Annotated in this window: 24 protein-coding genes and 2 pseudogenes; 20 read left to right on the top strand and 6 right to left on the bottom strand. The window is 71.2% G+C overall.

Annotated features, from left to right (window positions below; translation table 11 throughout):
• The first annotated feature begins 13 nt into the window (after positions 1–13).
• The 7 genes from M8542_RS21560 (at position 14) to M8542_RS21530 (ending at position 5,161) form a co-directional block, all read left to right on the top strand.
• The gene (locus M8542_RS21560) at positions 14–541 is read left to right on the top strand and encodes a hypothetical protein (RefSeq protein ID WP_257922002.1); all 528 of its coding nucleotides are present in this window, start codon (positions 14–16) and stop codon (positions 539–541) included.
• Entirely contained in the window at positions 538–984 is a 447-nt protein-coding gene (gene mce1N / locus M8542_RS21555) for a transport-regulating membrane protein Mce1N (protein ID WP_257922001.1), read from the top strand. The genes M8542_RS21560 and mce1N overlap by 4 nt, the downstream gene beginning before the upstream one ends.
• Before the next feature lie 13 nt (positions 985–997).
• Complete coding sequence (locus tag M8542_RS21550; RefSeq protein WP_257922000.1) at positions 998–1,336, top strand: hypothetical protein; 339 nt, start codon at positions 998–1,000, stop codon at positions 1,334–1,336.
• A 62-nt stretch (positions 1,337–1,398) separates the two neighbouring features.
• Entirely contained in the window at positions 1,399–2,688 is a 1,290-nt protein-coding gene (locus M8542_RS21545) for an efflux RND transporter periplasmic adaptor subunit (protein ID WP_257921999.1), read from the top strand.
• On the top strand, positions 2,685–3,389 hold the full coding sequence (locus M8542_RS21540; RefSeq protein ID WP_257921998.1) for an ABC transporter ATP-binding protein: 705 nt from the start codon (positions 2,685–2,687) through the stop codon (positions 3,387–3,389). Before M8542_RS21545 ends, M8542_RS21540 begins: the two co-directional genes overlap by 4 nt.
• Entirely contained in the window at positions 3,386–4,588 is a 1,203-nt protein-coding gene (locus tag M8542_RS21535) for an ABC transporter permease (RefSeq protein WP_257921997.1), read from the top strand. The genes M8542_RS21540 and M8542_RS21535 overlap by 4 nt, the downstream gene beginning before the upstream one ends.
• 12 nt (positions 4,589–4,600) lie before the next feature.
• Positions 4,601–5,161 (top strand): hypothetical protein, encoded by a 561-nt coding sequence (locus M8542_RS21530; RefSeq protein WP_257921996.1) that lies wholly within the window; start codon positions 4,601–4,603, stop codon positions 5,159–5,161.
• On the opposite strand, the gene M8542_RS21525 is transcribed toward M8542_RS21530, so the two are convergent.
• On the bottom strand, positions 5,158–5,634 hold the full coding sequence (locus M8542_RS21525) for a TspO/MBR family protein (protein ID WP_257921995.1): 477 nt from the start codon (positions 5,632–5,634) through the stop codon (positions 5,158–5,160). The genes M8542_RS21530 and M8542_RS21525 overlap by 4 nt on opposite strands.
• Before the next feature lie 61 nt (positions 5,635–5,695).
• On the opposite strand from M8542_RS21525, the gene hemL reads away from it, so the two are divergent.
• From hemL to M8542_RS21485, 8 genes and pseudogenes are all read left to right on the top strand, one after another.
• Positions 5,696–6,997 carry a glutamate-1-semialdehyde 2,1-aminomutase gene (gene hemL / locus M8542_RS21520; protein WP_257921994.1) on the top strand — a complete coding sequence of 434 codons (1,302 nt, stop codon included), beginning with the start codon at positions 5,696–5,698 and terminating at the stop codon, positions 6,995–6,997.
• Complete coding sequence (locus tag M8542_RS21515; protein WP_257921993.1) at positions 6,994–7,620, top strand: histidine phosphatase family protein; 627 nt, start codon at positions 6,994–6,996, stop codon at positions 7,618–7,620. Before hemL ends, M8542_RS21515 begins: the two co-directional genes overlap by 4 nt.
• The gene (locus M8542_RS21510; protein WP_257921992.1) at positions 7,617–8,183 is read left to right on the top strand and encodes a TlpA family protein disulfide reductase; all 567 of its coding nucleotides are present in this window, start codon (positions 7,617–7,619) and stop codon (positions 8,181–8,183) included. Before M8542_RS21515 ends, M8542_RS21510 begins: the two co-directional genes overlap by 4 nt.
• 36 nt (positions 8,184–8,219) lie before the next feature.
• Positions 8,220–8,594, top strand: a pseudogene (locus M8542_RS21505) (FAD-dependent monooxygenase); the annotation flags it as partial.
• A gap of 172 nt (positions 8,595–8,766) precedes the next feature.
• Complete coding sequence (locus tag M8542_RS21500; RefSeq protein ID WP_257922149.1) at positions 8,767–9,540, top strand: cytochrome c biogenesis CcdA family protein; 774 nt, start codon at positions 8,767–8,769, stop codon at positions 9,538–9,540.
• Positions 9,537–11,132 carry a cytochrome c biogenesis protein ResB gene (resB, locus tag M8542_RS21495; RefSeq protein WP_257922148.1) on the top strand — a complete coding sequence of 532 codons (1,596 nt, stop codon included), beginning with the start codon at positions 9,537–9,539 and terminating at the stop codon, positions 11,130–11,132. The genes M8542_RS21500 and resB overlap by 4 nt, the downstream gene beginning before the upstream one ends.
• Before the next feature lie 3 nt (positions 11,133–11,135).
• On the top strand, positions 11,136–12,104 hold the full coding sequence (ccsB, locus tag M8542_RS21490) for a c-type cytochrome biogenesis protein CcsB (protein ID WP_257921991.1): 969 nt from the start codon (positions 11,136–11,138) through the stop codon (positions 12,102–12,104).
• A gap of 76 nt (positions 12,105–12,180) precedes the next feature.
• Positions 12,181–13,485 carry a MinD/ParA family ATP-binding protein gene (locus tag M8542_RS21485; RefSeq protein ID WP_257921990.1) on the top strand — a complete coding sequence of 435 codons (1,305 nt, stop codon included), beginning with the start codon at positions 12,181–12,183 and terminating at the stop codon, positions 13,483–13,485.
• A gap of 129 nt (positions 13,486–13,614) precedes the next feature.
• On the opposite strand, the gene M8542_RS21480 is transcribed toward M8542_RS21485, so the two are convergent.
• Both M8542_RS21480 and M8542_RS21475 read right to left on the bottom strand, forming a co-directional pair.
• Positions 13,615–13,797, bottom strand: coding sequence for a hypothetical protein (locus M8542_RS21480; RefSeq protein ID WP_257921989.1), 183 nt, complete (start codon positions 13,795–13,797; stop codon positions 13,615–13,617).
• Between the two features lie 150 nt (positions 13,798–13,947).
• The gene (locus tag M8542_RS21475) at positions 13,948–14,160 is read right to left on the bottom strand and encodes a BldC family transcriptional regulator (RefSeq protein WP_072474890.1); all 213 of its coding nucleotides are present in this window, start codon (positions 14,158–14,160) and stop codon (positions 13,948–13,950) included.
• 281 nt (positions 14,161–14,441) lie between these two features.
• Here M8542_RS21475 and M8542_RS21470 point away from each other — a divergent pair, with 281 nt between their 5' ends.
• The 5 genes from M8542_RS21470 to M8542_RS21450 all read left to right on the top strand — a co-directional run bounded on the left by M8542_RS21470 (position 14,442) and on the right by M8542_RS21450 (position 18,851).
• The gene (locus M8542_RS21470) at positions 14,442–14,915 is read left to right on the top strand and encodes an Lrp/AsnC family transcriptional regulator (protein WP_257921988.1); all 474 of its coding nucleotides are present in this window, start codon (positions 14,442–14,444) and stop codon (positions 14,913–14,915) included.
• A gap of 11 nt (positions 14,916–14,926) precedes the next feature.
• Positions 14,927–15,214 carry a DUF4229 domain-containing protein gene (locus tag M8542_RS21465; protein ID WP_257921987.1) on the top strand — a complete coding sequence of 96 codons (288 nt, stop codon included), beginning with the start codon at positions 14,927–14,929 and terminating at the stop codon, positions 15,212–15,214.
• The gene (cds1, locus tag M8542_RS21460; RefSeq protein WP_257921986.1) at positions 15,211–16,290 is read left to right on the top strand and encodes an L-cysteine desulfhydrase Cds1; all 1,080 of its coding nucleotides are present in this window, start codon (positions 15,211–15,213) and stop codon (positions 16,288–16,290) included. The genes M8542_RS21465 and cds1 overlap by 4 nt, the downstream gene beginning before the upstream one ends.
• 131 nt (positions 16,291–16,421) lie before the next feature.
• Positions 16,422–17,993, top strand: a complete 1,572-nt coding sequence (locus M8542_RS21455) for a DUF7405 family protein (protein ID WP_257921985.1) — start codon at positions 16,422–16,424, stop codon at positions 17,991–17,993.
• A gap of 102 nt (positions 17,994–18,095) precedes the next feature.
• Positions 18,096–18,851, top strand: coding sequence for a response regulator transcription factor (locus tag M8542_RS21450; RefSeq protein WP_257921984.1), 756 nt, complete (start codon positions 18,096–18,098; stop codon positions 18,849–18,851).
• Between the two features lie 86 nt (positions 18,852–18,937).
• Here the strand turns inward: M8542_RS21450 and M8542_RS50645 are convergent.
• The 3 genes and pseudogenes from M8542_RS50645 to M8542_RS50385 all read right to left on the bottom strand — a co-directional run.
• A pseudogene (locus M8542_RS50645) lies at positions 18,938–19,042 on the bottom strand (IS481 family transposase); the annotation flags it as partial.
• A gap of 98 nt (positions 19,043–19,140) precedes the next feature.
• The gene (locus M8542_RS21445; RefSeq protein WP_257921983.1) at positions 19,141–20,016 is read right to left on the bottom strand and encodes a 1,4-dihydroxy-2-naphthoate polyprenyltransferase; all 876 of its coding nucleotides are present in this window, start codon (positions 20,014–20,016) and stop codon (positions 19,141–19,143) included.
• A 145-nt stretch (positions 20,017–20,161) separates the two neighbouring features.
• Positions 20,162–20,545, bottom strand: a complete 384-nt coding sequence (locus M8542_RS50385) for a tetratricopeptide repeat protein (protein WP_308210274.1) — start codon at positions 20,543–20,545, stop codon at positions 20,162–20,164.
• Positions 20,546–20,559 lie beyond the last annotated feature (14 nt).

Below are 20,559 nucleotides of genomic sequence, written 5' to 3'. Positions count from 1 at the left end.
TAGAGTCACCCGCGTGGCGGACAAGGACACCGAAAACCTCACCGACGACGAACGGCGCAAGCGCGGCGGCGCACCGGATCCGGTGCTGCCGGGCGAGCAGGCGCCGAAGGTGGACCCGCCGGGGCTCGTGCGGTGGTCGTTCTGGCTGTGGCTCGCCGGCGGCGTCCTGCTGATCCTCAGCTACGTCCTGATGCTCAGCGGCAAGGCGTCGATCATCGCGCGGATCGTCGAGCAGACGAAGGACCCGCAGTACACGCCGCAGATCATCGCGGACAGCATCACGTCGCGGCTGTGGTTCATGCTCTTCGGGGCCATCGTGTTCGCGCTGCTGTTCATGCTGTTCGCGTACAAGGCCCGCGAAGGGACGCGCTCGGCCCGGACGGTGCTCACCGTCCTGCCGGTGGTGATGGTGCTGCTGATCTTCGTGATCGCGCCGATCCTGCACTTCCTGACCGCGGTGTCGCTGCTGGTGTTCATCATCGCGATCGGGCTGCTGTACACGGCGCCCCAGTACTTCCCGAAGGTCGGCAAGAAGCCGTGAGCGACCGGCTCTACGCCGAATCGGGCGTGAGCTGGGCCGCCATCGTGTGGGGCCCGGTCTTCGCGCTGGTCGGCGCGCTGGCGGAGCTGGCCACGGGCGGCCCGGTGCACGTGGTGGGCTGGCTGCTGGTGGGTGCCGGGCTGTGCGCGATCACGGTGCCGTGGGTGTACGCGCGCCGCCGGTTCCTGTCCCTGGAGGTGACGACGCGGCAGCTGCGCCAGGGCCGGGAGAAGGTCCCGGCGGAGGAGCTGGCGTCGGTGACCGACGTCGGCGCGCCGGTGGGCGCGCGGGTGCTCGGCGGTGGCTGGGCGGTGCCGCGCAAGTACGACTCGCTGCCGGTGGAGCTGACGGACGGCACGGTGGTGCTGGCGTGGGCGAAGGACGTCGAGGCACTGCAGGACGCGCTGGACCGGCTCGTTCGGGCGACGCCGCGGGAAGCATGAGAAAATCGGCGTCGTGATCGACCTTCCGCAGCCCACCGGTGCCGAGCTCTGGCCGCCGGAAGAAGCCGGCCCGCGAGCTCGGCTGCACAAGCCGTGGCGGACGCTGGTCGCCGTCGTCGAAGTCCTCCTCGCCGTTGCCGGTGCGTGGGCCGTCTACGCCCTCTGGCACGGTGGCCGCGCCACCGTCGTCACGCACACCGACGACGGTGCCGCGCTCGAGTCGCACCGGTACTTCGGGGGGATGCTCGCCGGGGCCATCGGGCTCGGCGTCGTCGTCGCGTTGCTGCTGGTCGACGCGGTCCGTCAGCTGTCGCTCGCGCTGCGTGCGCGGCACCGTGCACCCAAGGCCTGATACACAGCTCCCGCACAGGCAACCAACAGTCAATTGCTAAGCGGCAGTCACAGAGTTGCCGCATGACGCGGGTGCGTGCCTCGAAGGCATGGGTGATCAACGGTGCTCTGATCGTGCTGCTGGCCGGCGCGGGATTCGGGATATACCAGGCATTCAGCCCCACACCGAACACAGCGCAGGCGCAGACGCGCAGCACCCAGGTGCGCCGCGCGACGGTCACCGAGACCATCTCCGCCGCAGGCACCCTCGCCAGCAGCTACACCGGCGCGGCGAACTTCGCGACGGCCGGGAAGGTCACCTCGATCGACGTCAAGGTCGGCGACGTCGTGAGCGCCGGCCAGAAGCTCGCCACCGTCGACAGCACTCAGGCGGCGAAGCAGCTGCAGGTCGCCAAGGCCAACCTCGCCGTCGCGCAGGACAGCCTCGACAGCGCCGAAACCGCCGAGGACACCCCCGCCACGGGGCAGAACAGCCAGAACAGCACACAGGCGGCCAACAGCGTCACCTCGGCGCAGGCCAAGCTCGACCAGGCGCAGCTCGACGTCCAGACCGCGCAGGAATCCCTCGACAACACGACGCTGTACGCGCCCGGCGCGGGCACGGTCACCGCGGTCAACGGCGCCGTCGGGCAGCAGTCCTCCAGCGGCTCGGCGAGCAGCAGCTCCTCGACGAGCAGCGGCAGCGGCCAGAGCCAGGGCGGTCAGGGCTCCTCCTCGAACAGCGCCTCGACGGCCACCAGCAGCAGTTCCGGCGGCTTCATCACCATCACGAACATGACCGGCCTGGTCGTGAACACCTCGGTCGCCGAGATCGACGTCAGCAAGGTCAAGACCGGCCAGAAAGCCACCGTGACGCTCAACGCGCTGCCGGACAAGCCGGTCCAGGCCACCGTCTCGAGCATCAACCTGACCCCGACCACCAGCGGCAGCGTCGTCTCCTACGGCGCGCAGCTGGCGCTCACCGACCCGCCGGACGGGCTGCGGCCCGGCCAGTCGGCCAGCGTCGTCATCACCGTGGCGGAGGCGCAGAACGCGCTGAGCGTGCCGGCCGCCGCCGTGACCACCGCCGGCAACACCAACGTCGTCACCGTGCAGGAGAACGGCCAGAACGTCACGCGCCAGGTGCAGGTCGGCATCCGCGGCGAGTCGACCGTGCAGATCACTTCCGGGCTGACCGAGGGCGAGAACGTCGTGCTCACCGCGACGGCCGCCACCGGGACCACCGGCGGGAACGGGCGCACCGGCACCGGCGGCACCGGCGGGTTCCCCGGCGGCGGGACCGGCGGGTTCCCCGGCGGCGGCCAGCGCGGCACCGGCACGGGCGCCGGCGGCGGCTTCGGCGGGCGCGGATGAACCCCGTGATCGCGGTCTCCGGACTGCGCAAGACCTACGGCGCGGGGGAGACGGCGGTGCACGCGCTGCGCGGCGTCGACCTCGCGGTGTGGCCCGGCGAGTACGTCGCCATCATGGGCGCGTCCGGCTCGGGCAAGTCGACCCTGCTGAACATGCTGGGCTGCCTCGACGTCCCGACGTCCGGCCAGTACCTGCTCGACGGCTTCGGCGTCGGCAAGCTCAATGAGCGGCAGCTGGCGTTGCTGCGCAACCGGAAGATCGGGTTCATCTTCCAGTCGTTCAACCTCGTGCCGCGGACCTCGGCGTTGTCCAATGTGGAGCTACCGCTCGTCTACAGTGGACTCCGCCGGGCGGAACGCCGGCGCCGCGCGCTCGCCGCGCTCGAGATGGTCGGCCTGTCCGACCGGGCCAAGCACCTGCCCAGCGAGCTGTCCGGCGGGCAGGTCCAGCGCGTCGCGGTGGCGCGGGCGCTGGTCACCGGCCCGGCGATGCTGCTGGCCGACGAGCCGACCGGCAACCTCGACCGCCGCAGCACCGCCGACGTCCTCGGCGTCTTCGACCGGCTCAACTCCCTCGGCCGGACGATCGTCGTCATCACGCACGAGGACGAGGTCGCCGCGCACGCGCACCGCGTCGTGCGCGTCGACGACGGGCTGATCGTCTCCGACGAGACCCGGCGCGCGGTCGGAGCGATCTCGTGAACTTCCTCGAAATCCTGCGCTTCGCCGTGCGCGGGCTCACCGCGAACAAGCTGCGCTCGGCGCTCACCACGCTCGGCATCACCATCGGCGTGGCCGCGGTGATCCTGCTCGTCGCGGTCGGCAACGGCGCGTCCGCGGCCATCGCGGCCAGCATCCAGGGCCTCGGCACCAACGTCGTCAACGTCTCCCCGGCCCGCGGCGGCGGGCAGGGCGCGTCGGCGCGGCCGCTGACCGTGCAGGACGCGCACGCGCTCGTCGACCCGGTCGGCGCGCCCGACGTCAAAGCCGCCTCCCCGGTGGTGAACACGACGGCGACCGCGACCTACGGGCAGACGTCGTACGACATCTCCAGCGTCGCCGGCACTGAACCGGCGTACTTCACGACGACCAACCGCGACCTCGCCCAGGGGCAGCTGTTCACCAGTGAGGACGTCACGGCCGCGCGCAAGGTCGTCGTCCTCGGCCCGACGACGGCGGAGTCGATCTTCGGCACCGCCGACCCGGTCGGGAAGAACGTGCTGCTCAACAGCATCCAGTTCACCGTGATCGGGGTGCTGCAGGCCAAGGGCAGCACCGGGCTGCAGAACGCCGACGACGTCGCCATCGCGCCGATCTCGGCCGTCCAGAACTCCCTGGCCGGGTACGGCAGCCTCAGTCAGATCGCGGTCCAGGCCACCAGCGCGGACTCCGTGTCGCTGGCCCAGTCCGAGATCACCGCGATCCTCAACGCCCGCCACGGCATCCGGCTCGGCGGCACCGCCGACTACCAGATCCAGAACTCCGAGCAGCTGCTGGCGACGCGGACGTCGGCGACCGAGACGTTCACCGTGCTGCTGGCCGCGGTCGCGGCGATCTCGCTGCTGGTCGGCGGCATCGGGGTCACGAACATCATGCTGGTCACGGTCACCGAGCGGATCCGCGAGATCGGCATCCGCAAGGCCATCGGCGCACCACGCTCGGCCATCCTCGGCCAGTTCCTGGCCGAAGCGACCATGCTCAGCCTGTTCGGCGGGCTGCTCGGCGTCGCGATCGGGATCATCGGCAGCCGGTTCACCATCTCCGGCATCAAGCCCGTCGTGGTGCCCTCGTCGATCCTGCTCGCCTTCGCGGTGTCCGCCCTGATCGGCCTGTTCTTCGGCAGCTTCCCGGCGAACCGGGCCGCCAAGCTGCGGCCCATCGACGCCCTGCGTCACGAATAAGGAGCCTTCGAGATGACCACCAACCCGCCGCTTTCACGTGAAAGCGACCACCAGGGGGCGGAGCTTTCACGTGAAAGCTCCGCCGAGGAGATCGTCGCCAGGCCGGCGGTCGAGGGTGACCTCAACGCCGAGATGCGGCGGGCGGCCAAGCCGTTTTCCCGCACGACGCTGGTGCTCGCCGGGCTAGTCGTGCTCGCCATCGCCTTCGGCGGCGGCGCCTGGACGCACGCCGCGTTCGGCTCGTCGTCCTCTTCCTCGACCCCGAACCGCCCCACCGGTGGCACCCAAGGCGGTCAGCAGAGCGGGACCGGCCAGCAGGGTGGCGGCTTCCGCGGTGCCGGCGGCCGCGGCACCACCGGCACGGTCGACCACGTCGACGGCACCACCGTGTACGTCAAGACCGCGCAGGGGCAGGACGTCAAGGTGTCCACATCGGACTCGACGACGGTCGGCGTGACGCAGCAGGGCAAGCTCTCGGACCTCAAGCCGGGCTCGACCGTCGTCGTCCAGGGGCAGGCGGGTGACGACGGGACGGTGGCCGCGCAGGCCATCACCCAGCAGGCGGCGCGCTAGTTGAGCGCGACGATCGCGGTGTTGAGCGCCGTTGCGTAGAGGATCCAGGCGAGGTAGGGGACCAGCAGCGCGGCGGCGGCCCTCGACCGGCGGCCGAACAGCACGATCGTCACGAGCACGACGACGTCGAGCACGAGGATGTCGACCAGCGCCGCGCCCGCCGCGCCGCCCTCGAAGAACAGCGGCGTCCACAGCAGGTTGGCCAGCAGGCCGACGCCGTACGCGGCGAAGCCCCGCGTCTCGCCGTCGGTGCGCCAGTACAGCCAGCCGGCCAGCGCGATCAGCACGTACAGGACCGTCCACACCGGACCGAACCAGGACGCGGGCGCCGCCCACGACGGCTGCTCCAGGCGCGCGTAGACGTCCTTCGCCGAGGTCGCGGCCAGCGCGGCGACCACGGCCACCACGGCGACGACGCCGAGGAACCCGGCCAGCACCAGCCACGGGTTGCGCTGTGACGCACGTTCGGTCACCGGCTGTTCCCCTCCCCGGGCGGCGTCCGGCCATCTTAGGCGGGTTTGCGAGACTGGACGGGTGAGCACTGGAACCGAGCAGTCCAAGGCATGGTTCGAACGCGCGAAGGCGGCCGTCCCGGGCGGGGTGAACTCGCCGGTCCGGGCCTTCAACTCGGTCGGCGGCACGCCGCGGTTCATGGTCCGCGGCGAGGGCCCGCACCTGTGGGACGCCGACGGCAACCGCTACGTCGACCTCGTGTCCTCGTGGGGGCCGATGATCCTCGGGCACGCCCACCCGGCGGTCGTCGAGGCGGCGCGCGCGGCGGCGACGTCCGGGCTGTCGTTCGGCACGCCGACGATCGGTGAGGTCGAGCTGGCCGAGGAGATCATCAACCGGGTCGAGCCGGTCGAGCAGGTGCGCCTGGTCAACTCGGGCACCGAGGCCACGATGAGCGCGATCCGGCTGGCCCGCGGGTTCACCGGCCGGCCCAAGATCGTGAAGTTCGCCGGGTGTTACCACGGTCACGTCGACGCACTGCTCGCCCAGGCCGGCTCCGGCGTCGCGACGCTCGGGCTGCCGACGTCGCCGGGCGTCACCGGCGCCCAGGCCGCCGACACGCTGGTGCTGCCCTACAACGACCTCGACGCGGTCCGGAAGTCCTTTGCGGACAACCCGGGCGAGATCGCCGCGGTGATCACCGAGGCGGCGGCCGGCAACATGGGCGCGATCGCCCCGGACGACGGCTTCAACGCCGGCCTGCGCGACCTCGCCCACGAGCACGGCGCGCTGCTGATCATGGACGAGGTGATGACCGGCTTCCGCGTCTCGCGCGCGGGCTGGTTCGGCCTCGAAGGCGTAGCCGGCGACCTGTACACCTTCGGCAAGGTGATGTCCGGCGGGCTGCCGGCGGCGGCCTTCGGCGGCCGCGCCGACGTGATGGCCAAGCTCGCCCCGGGCGGGCCGGTCTACCAGGCCGGGACGCTGTCCGGGAACCCCGTCGCGGTGGCCGCGGGCCTCGCGACGCTGCGCGCGGCCGACCACGCCGTGTACGCGGCGCTGGACGCCAACGCGAAGCGCCTCGGCGACCTCTTCCGGCGCGAGCTGAGCGAAGCCGGCGTCGCGCACAACGTCCAGTACGCGGGCAACCTGGTGAGCGTGTTCTTCAGCGAGCAGCCGGTGCGCGACTACCCGGGCGCGCAGGCGTCCGAGACGTGGCGCTACCCGGCCTTCTTCCACGCGTTGCTCGACGCAGGCGTGTACGGCCCGCCGAGTGCGTACGAAGCCTGGTTCGTCAACGCGGCGATGGACGACGAAGCGTTCTCGGTGATCGAAGCGGCGTTGCCCGCGGCGGCGCGCGCGGCGGCGGAGGCGACGAAGTGACCACCGTCGTCCACATGCTGCGGCACGGCGAAGTGCACAACCCCGAGAAGATCCTGTACGGCCGCCTGCCCGGCTACAAGCTCTCCGAGCGTGGGCAGCGCCAGGCGCTGACGGTCGCCGAAGCCGTCGCCGGGCACGACCTCGTGCACGTCGTCGCTTCGCCCCTGCAGCGGGCGCAGGAGACGGCCGGACCGATCGCCGCGGCGCACCGGCTCGACATCGCCACCGACGAGGGCCTGATCGAGGCCGGCAACCAGTTCGAGGGCCTGCACGTCGCGGTCGGCGACGGCGCGCTGCGCGAGCCGAAGCACTGGCCGAAGCTGGTCAACCCGTTCAAGCCGTCCTGGGGTGAGCCGTACCTCGAGATCGCCCACCGGATGCTCGGCGCGGTCCACCGGGCGCGTGAAGCGGCGGAGGGGCACGAGGCGCTGTGCGTGTCGCACCAGCTGCCGATCTGGACGCTCCGGCGGTTCCTCGAGGGCCGGAAGCTGTGGCACGACCCGCGCCGCCGCCAGTGCTCGCTGGCGTCGCTGACTTCGCTGGTCTTCGACGGCGACGAGCTGCGCGAGATCGTCTACAGCGAGCCCGCCGGCACCACCGACCCGAAGGTGACCGGCGCATGAAACGGCTGCTCGTCGTGCTCGCGCTGCTGGCATTGGCCGGCTGCAGCAGCGGCAAGGACGCGGTGGTGCAGGGGAGCAGCTTCAGCTTCGTCTCCCCGGGCGGCAAGGTCGACATCACCTACGACGGCGCCCAGCGCCAGACCGCGCCGGTGCTGGCCGGCGAAGACCTGATGACCGAGGGCAAGCAGCTGTCGCTCGCGGACTTCCCGGGCAAGGTCATCGTGCTGAACCTGTGGGGCCAGTGGTGCGGACCGTGCCGCACCGAGGTCCCGGAGCTGGAGTCGCTGGCCAAGCAGGCGCCGGAGGTCCAGGTCGTCGGCATCGACGTCCGCGACCCGGCCCGCCAGGTGGCGCAGGACTTCGTGCGCGACCGGCAGCTCACCTACCCGTCGATCTACGACCCGGACGGCCGCGTGCTGCTCAAGCTCAGCGGCTACCCGCGCAACATCATCCCGTCGACGATCGTGCTCGACAAGCAGCACCGCGTGGCCGCGGTCTTCCTGCGCCAGGTGCTGGCCCAGGACCTGCTCCCGGTGACCAAGCGGCTGGTGGCGGAACCGTAGCTGGTCACGACGTCGGCGCAGGCCTCCGGGTGCGCCATGCCGGGACTCGGCGGGCTGTGCCTGGCGCAAGGACTGCGCAAAGCCGACGTCGAAGTGTTCGAGCGGACCGCCGGGGTGTACGCGCGCTTCATGGGCTACCGCATCGGCCTGTCCGAACTCGGCCGTGGCGCACTCCGCGCGTGCCTGCCCGACCGGCTGGACCAGCTGGTCGACGACGTCAGCGGTACCCTGCCGGCGCCGGAAGACCCGCGGCGGGCGTCGAGGGCCGGCACCCGCGCGTCCAGGCGCTGGTCGCGGCGGTGGGCGCCGCAGGGCGTCACGCTCCTCGGCGACGCGATCCACGCGACGTCGCCCAGCGGCGGCAACGGCGCCAACACGGCCCTGCACGACGCCCGCCTGCTCGCCGAGCTGCTCCAGAAGCACGACGTCCGCGAAGCCGTCGAGGAGTACGAGACGCAGATGCCACAGCGTCGCCATGCTGGGCCGGTTCCTCCCGGGACCAAGGTCCTGATCTGCTGTGGCGTAGGTCCTGTGAAGCGGCCCCGGAGTTCTCACCAGGACCTCACTGCCTACCCTCAACGGGGTGAACTCCGTTACCGAGCTGGCGATCTCCGGACCGCTGCTGCTCGCCGCGGGCGTCGCGCTGCTGGCCGGAACGATCTCCTTCGCCTCGCCGTGCGTGGTGCCGCTGGTGCCGGGGTACCTCGCGTACCTCGCCGCGCTGGTCGGCGCGGACGCCCCGGCCGTCAGCGCGGACGAAGAGCGCAAGCAGGGCCGCTGGGCCGTGCTCGGCGCGGCGCTGCTGTTCGTGCTCGGGTTCACCGTCGTGTTCGTCGCCACCCTGGGCACGCTGGTCTGGCTGGCCGCCACGCTCGTCATCAACCAGGACCTCCTGCAGCGCATCGGCGGGGTCCTGACCATCGCCATGGCGCTGGTGTTCCTCGGCTGGATCCCGGGCCTGCAGCGCGAGGTCCGCTCGCACCGCGTCCCGGGTGGCGGCCTCTGGGGCGCCCCGCTGCTCGGCGCGATCTTCGGCCTCGGCTGGACGCCGTGCATCGGCCCGACGCTGTCCGCCGTCACCACGCTGGCCAGCGCGACCGGCGGCGCCGCGGTCCGCGGGTACCTGCTGATCGCCGTCTACTGCCTCGGCCTCGGGGTGCCGTTCCTGCTCATCGCGCTCGGCGCCCGCTGGGCCGTGCGCGCCACCGACTGGGTGCGCCGGCACGGCCGCCAGGTGCAGGTCTTCGGCGGCGTGCTGCTGATGATCGTCGGCATCCTGCTGGTCACCGGCGTGTGGGGAGATCTGATGGGCTGGCTCCGCAACGAGCTCGCCGGTGGCCTGGAGCTGCCGCTGTGACGACCACCGAAGCACCGCCCAAGACCCCGCAGGGCCCGACGCCCGCGAAGCGCACCTTCGCCTTCCTGCGCAACACCTGGCGCGGCCTGACGTCGATGCGCACCGCGCTCGTCCTGCTGTTCCTGCTCGCGCTGGCCGCGCTGCCTGGCGCGCTGCTGCCGCAGCGGAAGCTCAACGCACCCAAGGTCGACGAGTACATCAGCGCGCACGGCTGGTGGGGCACCTTGCTCGACAAGCTCGAGTTCTACGACGTCTACTCCAGTATCTGGTTCTCGGCGATCTACCTGCTGCTGATGATCTCGCTGGTGGGCTGCCTGACCCCGCGCACCTTCGACTACGCCAAGGCGATGCGCGCCAAGCCGGTGCTGACCCCGCGCAACCTGGCGCGGATGCCGCACTACCGGCTCGGCCGCGGCAAGTCCGACGTCTCCGCCGAGGTCGCCGCCGTCCACAAGCAGCTCTCGGGCTGGCGGCGGATCGAACGCGAAGAGGACGGCGGCGTCCGCACGATCTCCGCCGAACGCGGGTTCCTGCGCGAGACCGGCAACCTGCTCTTCCACTTCAGCATGCTCGGCCTGATCGTGTTCTTCGCGCTGGGCAAGCTCTTCGGCTACGAAGGCCAGGTCATCGTCCAGGCCGACGGCAGCACGTTCTGCAACTCCGGCATCTACAACTACGACTCCTTCAACGCGGGCCTGCGCGTCGACGGCACCGACCTCGACCCGTTCTGCGTGAAGATCAACGACTTCACCGTGCGGTACACCCCCGCGGGCGAGCCGGAGTACTACCACTCGAACATCCAGTACCAGTCCGGCCAGGACCTGGAGACGAACACCTGGCGGCCCTACGGTCTCGAGGTCAACTCGCCGCTGCGCACCGCCGGCGACCGCGTCTACCTGCTCGGCCAGGGCAACTCGCCGCAGTTCACGGTGACCTTCCCGAACGGGGAGAAGCGCACCCAGAACACCCAGTGGCGCACGGTCGACCCGACCACGATGCTCGCCGAGGGCGCGACGAAGTTCGACCAGCCCGGCATCACCGACGAGGCGCAGCGGCGCACCCGCCAGCTGGCCATCACCGGCCTGTTCGCGCCGACCGCGTTCATGCACGGCAACGTGCTGACGTCCTCGGCGCCGGAGGTCAAGGACCCCGCGGTCGCCGTCGACATCATGCGCGGCGACCTCGGCCTCGACGCCGGACGCGGGCAGTCGGTGTTCGAGATCGACCAGTCCCTCGTGGACGACGGCCGGCTGAAGAAGATCGCGCGCGAGAACCTGAAGGTCGGCCAGGAGATCAAGCTCGACGACGGCACGAAGATCCGCTTCGACGGCGTCAACCACTGGGTCTCGCTGCAGGTGTCGCACGACCCGACGCAGGGGTTCGTGCTCGGCTTCGCCATCGCCATGTTCCTCGGTCTCGGCGCGTCCCTGCTGGTCAAGCGGCGCCGGCTGTGGGTGCGGGTGAAGCCGGGGACCGAGGACCACCCGGGTACCGTGATCGAGGTCGCCGGACTGGCCCGCACCGACCAGGCCGGGTACGGCGAAGAGTTCCACAAGATCAGTGAACGCCTGATCAGTGGTCAGAAGGGCTGAGGCATGCCGATCAACGAGACGCTGTCGACCTACAGCGACTGGCTCTACACCACCGCCGCGGCGATCTACGTCGTCGCGCTGATGATGACGCTGGTCGAGCAGGGTTTCGGCGCCAAGGGCCGGCTCGCCACCGAGCGGGCGAAGCTCCGCGCGCGCGAGCTCGTCGGGGCCGGCGGCCCGCCGATCGAGGAGACCCAGGCGGCGCAGCGCCAGGCCGGGCGGCCCGAGCGGATCGGCAAGATGGGCGCGTCGCTGCTCGTGCTCGGCGCGCTGCTGCAGCTGTCGGCGATCGTGCTGCGCGGGCTCGCCGTGCACCGCGCGCCGTGGGGCAACATGTACGAGTACGGCATGGCGGTCACCTTCATCACGGTGGTCACCTGGATCGTCGTGATGTGGAAGTTCCCGGTCCGCCACCTCACCGGCTTCCTGCTGCTGCCCGTCGTGATCCTGATGTTCATCAACGGCACGCTGCTGTACACGACCGCGGCGCCGGTGCAGCCCGCGCTGCAGTCGTACTGGCTGGTCATCCACGTCTCGGCGGCCATCATCGGCTCGGGTGTGTTCCTCGTGCCGGGCGTCGCGAGCGTCCTGTACCTGTTCCGGGCGGCGTACGAAAAGGACGAGACGAAGTTCGCGCGCTTCGCGTCGAAGCTGCCCACGGCCGACGTCCTCGACCGGATCGCCTACCGGACGACCATCTTCGCCTTCCCGGTGTTCACCTTCGGCGTGCTCTGCGGCGCCGTCTGGGCCGAGTCGGCGTGGGGCCGGTTCTGGGGCTGGGACCCGAAGGAGACCGTCGCGTTCATCGCCTGGGTCATCTACGCGGCCTACCTGCACTCGCGGGCGACCGCGGGCTGGCGCGGCGCGCGGGCCGCGGCGATCAACATCGTCGGGTTCGCGGCGATGATCTTCAACCTGTTCTTCGTGAACCTCGTCACGGCGGGCTTGCACTCCTACGCCGGGGTGGGCTGAGCAGACCGGCGCAGCGCCGACTACCGTCGTCACCAGGGGGCGTGATGTCGGGCGGAGTGCGCGGAGGTTTACACCGGTGACCGGACCCAGCGAAGAATCGGCTCCTGGCCACCCCGAACAGGCGCAACAGCAGCCCGAAGGGGCCGAGCCGAACCTGTTCGCCGACGACCGGACGGACTCACACCCGCATCCGGAGACGTCGGGGGCCTTCGACGTGCAGCCGACGCAGGCGGTCGCGCCGCCGCCGAACCCGGCGGTGTCCGGGCCGCACCAGGTGCCCAACCCGAACGCCTCGGGCCCGCACCAGGTGCCACCGGGCTACGGCTACGACCAGAACCTGCCGCCGCTGCAGCCGCAGTACGCGCAGGCCCAGTACCCGCAGCAGCCTTCGGGGCTCCCGCAGCCCCAGGGCGGGCGGCACGCGGCCCCGCCGCAGCAGCCGGGCCACGGCCACGACCTGTCGACCGCGCACCTGGTCAAGCAGGTCAAGCGGCCACCGCAGTCCGGCTGGCGCAAGGCGGTGTACGTCGGCTCCGGCAAGCTGATCAACCCCGGTGAGAGCCCGGCCGACACCCAGCGCCGCGACCTCATCGCGCGGGTCAACCAGCCGCTGCGCGGGTGCTACAAGATCGCGATGCTGTCGCTCAAGGGCGGCGTCGGCAAGACGACGGTGACGACGACGCTCGGGGCGACGTTCGCCTCCCTGCGCGGCGACCGCGTGGTGGCGGTGGACGCCAACCCGGACCGCGGCACGCTGTCCCAGAAGCTGCCCCTGGAGACGACGGCGACGGTCCGCCACCTCCTGCGCGACGCGGCCCGCATCACGCGCTACAGCGACGTCCGGTCGTACACGTCCCAGGGCGCCAGCCGGCTGGAGATCCTGGCGAGCGAGCAGGACCCGGCGGTGTCGGAGGCCTTCTCGGAGGACGACTACCGGCGCACGGTCAACCTGCTGGAGCACTTCTACAACATCGTCCTGACCGACTGCGGCACCGGCTTGATGCACTCGGCGATGAAGGGCGTCTTGGACGTGGCTGACGCGCTGGTGGTGGTGTCGTCGGGCTCGGTGGACGGTGCCCGCAGCGCGTCGGCGACGCTGGACTGGCTGGAGGCCCACGGCTACGGCGAGCTGGTGAAGCGCTCGGTGGCGGTGATCAACTCGGTCCGCCCCAAGGGCGGCTCGGTGGACCTGGACAAGCTGTCGGCCCACTTCGGCGCGAAGGTCCGCGCGGTCTGCAAGGTCCCGTTCGACCCGCACCTGGAGGAAGGCGCGGAGATCGAGCTGGACCGCCTCACGGGCGACACCCGCTTGGCCCTGCTGGAGCTGGCGGCCACAGTCGCCGACGGCTTCGCCACCCCGCTTTCCCAGGGCTACCGCTAGCCGTAACCCGCGTGATCAGGGCCGAGATTCGCGTGATTGAGGCCGTAACTCGCGTGATTGGGGCCGTGACTCGCGAGTTCCGGCTCTGATCACGTGAGTCTCGGCCTGGCTCGCGAAAGTAAAGCCCGGCTAGTGGTCTTCGTCCCGGCGTTTGCGCTGTTGCTCCGCCAGCTGGCGGAGGAAGTCGGGGTCGTCGTCCGGGGCGATCGGGGCTCGGCGCGGGGGTGCGGTGACCATCCGCTGGCCGGCGAACGAACGCCACAGGAGCAGGGCGACGACCAGCGCGCCGACCGCCGCGAGCAGAGCGAGCATGCCGGATCCTTCCGTGTGGGTCCCACGAGGTTAACCGCTCCAGCGGGGTTTCGGCCCGAACCCGGGTCGCGGAGTGCGACCCGGCACACGAAAGGGCCGCGCGGGCGGGGGAGTTCCCCGTACCCGACACGGCCCTGGTGTCCGGTTGGTTCAGGCCTTGCGCGCCGGTTCGCTGGCGTCGGTGGTCAGCTCGGCGAGGAGCTCGTTCACCTCGGACTCGCGGAACCGCCGGTGCCCGCCCGGGGTCCGGATCGAGCCGATGCGGCCCGCCGTGGCCCATCGGGTGACCGTCTTCGGGTCCACCCGGAACAGTGCCGCCACCTCGCCTGGGGTGAGCAGCCGTCCGCCCATCGTCGCGGTCATTTTCCGCCTCCTTAACGACCTCACTGCTATACCGGGAGGCGTCCGGGCCCTTCTGGCCCGTCGCGCCGGGGTAGCCAACACGACAATCGTTGCACTTCACCCGTCAGGTACTCGAACGGTTGTCCCTGAGTAAAGAGCCCTTAAAGGTCAAAACGGACAGTTTGCTTACGTTCTGCAACTATTCTGCCGATGACCTGACGTGCCCGGATGTCGTTCAACCCGGTCATCGGCCGCGAGGCGTGGTGCCAATGGGGGATTGTCCAACCGCATAGAGTGATCCCGTGGATCAGTTGGACCGGAAGATCATCGCGGCGTTGCGCATCAACGGCCGGGCCACTTACGCCGATCTCGGACGAGCCGTCGGGCTGTCCGCGTCGTCGGTGCACGAGCGCGTGGGCAAGCTGGAGGCCGCCGGCGTGATCACCGGCTACCACGCGGTCGTCGACCCGAGCTCGGTCGGCCTCGGCGTCACCGCCCTCGTCGGCATCCATCCCACCGACACCGCGACCGAAGACGACGTCGCCGACGCGCTCGGCCAGCTCGACGAGGTCGAGAGCTGCTACGCGGTGGCCGGCGACGAGGCCTTCGTCGTCAAGGTGCGGGTGGCGACCGTCGACGACCTCGAACGCTCGCTCGGCCGCCTCCGCCGCATCCCCGGCGTCGGGCGCACGAACACGACCGTCGTGCTTTCGACGCGGTTCGAGGGCCGCCCGAACAACGCGGGCCTGCAGAAGGACCGCTCGGGCGGGGCGTAGCCTGCGTTGATGTGAGCGACGAGAAGGCCGGCACCCTGCCCCGTGACCTGACGCTGTACCTCCTGGCGCGGTTCGTGCTGGTCGGGGTGATCGCCTGGGCCATGACGCTGGCCGGGGTGCCGCTGCTGGTCGCCCTGCTCATCGGGCTGGTCGTCGGGCTGCCGCTGGGCCTGCTGCTGTTCCGCTCGCTCAACGCCCGCGTCACGGCCGGGCTCGCGAAGCGCAACGAGAAGCGCGCCCGCGCCCGCGCGGACCTGCGGGCGCAGCTGCGCGGCGACGCCGCGGGCCGGTCCGAATGAGCCCGCACGCCCGCAGCTGGGTGCGCGAAGCCGTCCGGATCATCGAGGCCGACGCCAACCGCAGCGCCGACACGCACCTGCACGTCTTCCCGCTGCCCCCGGAGTGGGGCATCGACCTGTACCTCAAGGACGAGTCCGTCCACCCGACCGGCTCGCTGAAGCACCGCCTCGCCCGCTCGCTGTTCCTCTACGGCCTCGTCAACGGCCAGATCGGGCCGGACACCGTGCTCGTCGAGGCCTCCAGCGGGTCGACGGCGGTGTCCGAGGCCTACTTCGCCCGCATGCTCGGCCTGCGCTTCATCACCGTCGTGCCGCGGAAGACGTCGAAGGAGAAGATCGCGCTCATCGAGTTCTACGGCGGTGAGTGCCACTACGTCGACGAGGCCCCGGCGATGTACCCGGAGGCCGAGCGGCTCGCGGCCGAGTCCGGCGGGCACTACCTCGACCAGTTCACCTACGCCGAGCGCGCGACGGACTGGCGCGGCAACAACAACATCGCCGAGTCGGTGTTCGCGCAGATGCGCTCCGAGCGCCACCCGGTGCCGACCTGGATCGTGGTCGGCGCGGGCACCGGCGGCACGAGCGCCACCTTCGGCCGGTACGTCCGCTACAAGCGGCACACGACGAAGATCTGCGTCGTCGACCCCGAGAACTCGTCGTTCTACGGCGCCTGGGAAACCGGCGCGCTCGACTACGCCACCGGGATGCCGTCGCGGATCGAGGGCATCGGCCGGCCGCGGTGCGAGCCGTCGTTCGTCCCCGGCGTCATCGACGACATGTTCCGGATCCCCGACGCCGGCTCCCTGGCGGCGATCCGCCTGCTGCGCGAGCGCACCGGGCACTGGGCGGGCGGCTCGACCGGCACGAACCTCTACGGCGCGTTCCGGCTCATCTCCCGGATGGTCGAGGACGGCCAGGCGGGCAGCGTCGTGACGCTGCTGTGCGACGGCGGCGAGCGGTACGCGCACACCTACTACAACGACGAGTGGGTGGCCAACCAGGGCCTGGACCTCGCGCCGCACACGGCGTTGTTCGAGGAGTTCCTGACGACCGGGAAGTTCGTCCCCGAAACCTGATCCCTTGTGGACGGTCGGGTACCTAGGGTTTTCCCCGCATACCTAGGTTCTTCTCGTCATGGTGGCGGGCGCGCGCGAAGATCTACCGTGGCCGGGCGCCGACGAGGGGCGGCGGGTCCCTGGAGGTCACCGTGTCCGCTGTCCCGGAACGCCCCGCGTCGAAGTGCCCGCTCGCGCACCACCCCGCCGGCGACGCGGGCGTCAGCATCGTGCCGATCCGCTCCCGTCCGGTCGACCGCCGGACCGCGCTGCGCCGCACCGGCGTCGTCGCCGGGGCGATGGCCGCGCTCGGCACGCTCGACCTGGTCGCCGGCTTCGCCCGGGTGCCGGTGCGGATGGCCTGGGCCGACACCGAGGTGGCCTTCCCGGACGTCCAGTTCGACCTCGGCCCGTTCATGCCGCCCGCGCAGACGCTGGACGGCGTGCCGGTCGGGATGCCGCCCGTGCACACCACGTTCGTCACCGCGCGGCTGAGCCGGGCACCGTCCAAAGCGGACGCGGGCCGGCTGGAGTCCGCGTTGCGCACCATCGAGGGCAACTACCCGTACGCGCCCGGCGGCGTCTTCACGCACGTCGCCTACAGCGACACCTACTTCGCGCGGTTCCCGGCGGCTCTGGTGAGCGCGAACATGCCACGTACGCTCGCCGGTCAGCCCGTGCTCAAGCGGGCCGTCGCCGGCCCGACCGACGTGGCGCCCGGCGCGCACGCCCTCGAACTGCGGCGGCCCGAGTTCACCGTGCCGCTCGTGCTGGAGAGCAACGACGTCCTGTTCACCGTCCGCGGCGACGACTGGAGCTACGTGGCCGACGTCGTGGCGTGGCTCGGCGGCAGCGGCCGGCTCGTCGGCCGCCCGATCGCGTCCCCGCGGTTCGACGCGGGGCTGACGATCACGTCGTCGCGCGCGATGTTCGTGCAGATGGGGTTGCCGCGCTACCTCGCCGACGCGAACCGGCTCCCGTTCGCCTCGTTCGTCAACCCGTTCTCCCCGATGTGGATGGGGTTCGCCGACCAGCAGGTCGACGCGAGCGCGCCACCGCAGGACGTCACGTTCGTCGGCGGGCACGGCATCCGGCTGACGAACGCGCAGCCGGGCGGCTACTTCGACAACGGTGCGGTGCAACACCTTTCGCACGTCCTGCTCGACCTCCAGCAGTTCTACGTGGACGGCCGCGAGCCCGAAGAGGACGTCGACCACCGCGAGAACTTCGCCGAGCGGCTGCAGTACATGTTCCAGTCACCGGCACAAGTACCCGAGGATCCCACCGACCCGTTCCTCGACGGCGGCGGCCCGCGAAGCCTCGGCACGCGCGGCGCGGTGCTGCGGAACCTGTTCAACGGCCGCGACTACGCGCGCACGAGTGCCGAGCGGTTCGCGCGGATCGGGCACGTCTCGCAGCTGCACCGCACCGGCCGGACCGCGGAAGGCCGGCCGATCCACCTCCGCATCGACGGTCCCGGCTTCGACGCGATGGACGTCCGCAGCGGCCGGAACACCCCGAAGCTGCAGTTCTCCGGGTTCTTCCCGAGCGCGGACTTCTTCGCGGACCTCCGGCGCGGCCAGGCATCCGTCGATCTGCTGGACGAATTCGACCTGGAAGAGGAAGACCACGGCCTGGAACGTTTCATCACGGCGACCCGGCGGCAGAACTACCTGATCCCGCCGCGGCGGCACCGCGCGTTCCCGCTCGTCGAACTGACCTGACCCCGCAGAGCCGCCATTTGGTCCAGACCCTTCCGCGGGCGGGTGTGCGAAACTGTCGAACGGGCGATTCGCGAGGGGAGACCGACCGGATCGAGGTGGGGCATGGCACCGGAGCCTGCCGTACGCGTCGTGGTGCAGCACGGCAACCGCCTGCTCCGTGAGCTGCTCGCGGAGAACCTGGCGCACGTCCCCGGCGTGTGCGTGGTCGGGACGGTGCCGTCCCGCACCCGGCTGGCCGAAGTGTGCGAAGGACGCGTCCCGGACGTCGCCGTCTTCGAAGCGGACGCGTGGGACGCGGGCCCGCTGCCCGCCCCGGTCCGCCTGGTCGGGCTGTGCGCCGACGGACCCGGCACCCGGCTCGCGGGCACGACGGCCGTCGTGCCGTACGGCAGCGGCCTGCGGGTCCTGCTCGACGTCATCAAGCAGACTCCCCGGCGGCCGCCGCTGACCACCCGCGAACGGCAGGTGCTGTGCCTGATCAGCGCCGGCCACTCGCCGCGGCAGGTCGCGGCGGTGCTGGGGATCAGCCCGCGCACGGTGGAAAACCACAAGCAGCAGATCTTCGCCAAGCTCGACGTCCACAGCCAGGCGCACGCGGTCGCGCACGCCGTGCGGCTCGGCCTGGTCGGCGTGCCGGCCGAGCTCCCCGGGCCGCTCCCGGTGTCACTGACGCCGCGCGAGCGCGAGATCCTCGCGGCCATCGGCTCCGGGCACACGACCCGCCAGACGGCGTCGGAGCTGGGGATTTCCGCGCGGACGGTGGAGAACCTGCAGGGCACGCTGTTCCGCAAGCTCCGCGTGCACAGCCGCACCGCGGCGCTGGTCGCCGCGCACGACCTCCGGCTGATCGAGGTCTAGCAGTGATGTCCGGGGAGGTTGGTCAGCCGGGTGACTGGTGGCTTGCCGCCGGTTGCGCGGATCGGCGTTGTTGCACGGTCGAAGCCGGGACGTCGAGCCGGCCGGCGGCAGCTGCGATCGGCCATCCCGGCTGGGCCTTCAGCGCGGTAGCAGTCGGCCCGCTTCCGGGCGGTCTTGGCGGCGACCATGAACAGCCGCGTTCATGGGGTCAAGGTGGCGTCAGGGTGGGACACGAAGGCCTGTCTGCACGACAGGCCGTCACCTCGGCTCGGGACAACGTCCCCGGCCATCACATCGAGAAGCTCAGCGCGACCGCGGCCAGGACCGCCCAGGCCAGCATGGCCAGCCCGGTGTCGCGCAACGCCGGGATCAGCTCGCGCCCGTGCGCGCCGCCGCCGACCGCGCGGACCGACTTCAGCAGCATCGGCGCCGTGACCAGGATGATCAGCAGCAGGGGCCGGAAGATCCCGAGGACGACGCTCAGCACGTACGGCACCGCCAGCAGCACCAGGTACAGCCGGCGGGTGCCCGCCTCGCCCAGGCGCGTGGCCAGCGTGCGCTTGCCCGACTCGACGTCGGTCGGGATGTCACGCAGGTTGTTGGCCGTGAGGACCGCCGTCGAGAAGGAGCCGACCGCGACCGCGCAGGCCAGCGCGACCCAGCTGACCCGGCCCGCCTGGACGTACACCGTGCCCAGCACGCCGGCCAGGCCGAAGAAGACGAAGACGGCGATCTCGCCGAAGCCGTAGTAGCCGTAGGGCTTCTTGCCGCCGGTGTAGAACCACGCGCCGAGGATGCACAGCGCGCCCATGACCAGCAGCCACCAGTGCCCGCTGGAGACCACCAAGACCAGCCCCAGCACCCCGGCCAGGCCCAGCGCGGCCATGGCGGCGGTCAGCACGGCCTTCGGCGCGGCGACCCCCGAGCCGACGAGCCGCAGCGGGCCGACGCGGTTTTCGTCCGTGCCGCGGATGCCGTCGGAGTAGTCGTTGGCGTAGTTGACACCGACGATGAGCGAGAGGGAGACCAGCAGCGCCAGCACCGAACGCCACCAGGAGAACGCGTCCAGCGCGATCGCCGCGCCGACGCCGGCCACCACCGGCGCCACCGCGTTCGGCAGCGTCCGGGGCCGGGCCCCTTCGATCCACTCGCTCAAGCTCGCCATGGCGCCATTCAACGCCATGTCGATCAGTGGCCGGCGGGAACCCGGGAAGTCGGTGCGTGGCTGTGGTCACGCCTCGATCGGCGTCGATCGCCGCCCGGGCGGGAAGCCGGGCTACGCAACGCCTCGCCTACCGTCCAGCCTGACGTCAGCCGGCGTCCAGCGCGTCGAGCTGGCGCTGGACGCGGTCGGTCTCTTCGGCCCGGTCCTGCTGCCGGTAAAGCTCCAGCGCCTCCCGCCACACCGTCCGCGCCCGATCGTGCTCACCGAGAGCCGCATGGGGCTCGCCCAGCCGATCGAGGGTGTCGGCCACCTGGAACGTGTTGCCGCGGTCCCGGTACAGCGACAGGGCCCGCCGGTAGTACTCGATCGCCGGGGTGTGGTTGCCGGTGTGGAACTCGATGTAGCCCAGGCTGTCCAAGGTGTCCGCCTCGGCGTGGGCGTCGCCGTGGCGCCGGTGCAGGGCCAGCGCGGCCTCGCAGTGGGCGCGGGCGACGGTGTGGTCGCCGACCTGGGCGGCGAACCAGCCCACCTGGTTGAGCTCGC

Source organism: Amycolatopsis iheyensis (assembly GCF_024703995.1).
In the GTDB taxonomy this organism is placed as follows: domain Bacteria; phylum Actinomycetota; class Actinomycetes; order Mycobacteriales; family Pseudonocardiaceae; genus Amycolatopsis; species Amycolatopsis iheyensis.
This window is presented reverse-complemented; position numbering and strand designations above follow the sequence as displayed.

Bases quoted from the DNA above. Each gene is read 5' to 3' on its own strand.
- cds1 (WP_257921986.1), top strand. From the start codon at position 15,211: ATGAGCCCGCACGCCCGCAGCTGGGTGCGCGAAGCCGTCCGGATCATC.
- M8542_RS21445 (WP_257921983.1), bottom strand. From the start codon at position 20,016: ATGGCGAGCTTGAGCGAGTGGATCGAAGGGGCCCGGCCCCGGACGCTG.
- M8542_RS21480 (WP_257921989.1), bottom strand. From the start codon at position 13,797: ATGCTCGCTCTGCTCGCGGCGGTCGGCGCGCTGGTCGTCGCCCTGCTC.
- M8542_RS21530 (WP_257921996.1), top strand. From the start codon at position 4,601: ATGACCACCAACCCGCCGCTTTCACGTGAAAGCGACCACCAGGGGGCG.
- M8542_RS21510 (WP_257921992.1), top strand. From the start codon at position 7,617: ATGAAACGGCTGCTCGTCGTGCTCGCGCTGCTGGCATTGGCCGGCTGC.
- ccsB (WP_257921991.1), top strand. From the start codon at position 11,136: ATGCCGATCAACGAGACGCTGTCGACCTACAGCGACTGGCTCTACACC.
- M8542_RS21545 (WP_257921999.1), top strand. From the start codon at position 1,399: ATGACGCGGGTGCGTGCCTCGAAGGCATGGGTGATCAACGGTGCTCTG.
- M8542_RS21475 (WP_072474890.1), bottom strand. From the start codon at position 14,160: ATGACCGCGACGATGGGCGGACGGCTGCTCACCCCAGGCGAGGTGGCG.
- M8542_RS21540 (WP_257921998.1), top strand. From the start codon at position 2,685: ATGAACCCCGTGATCGCGGTCTCCGGACTGCGCAAGACCTACGGCGCG.
- M8542_RS21450 (WP_257921984.1), top strand. From the start codon at position 18,096: ATGGCACCGGAGCCTGCCGTACGCGTCGTGGTGCAGCACGGCAACCGC.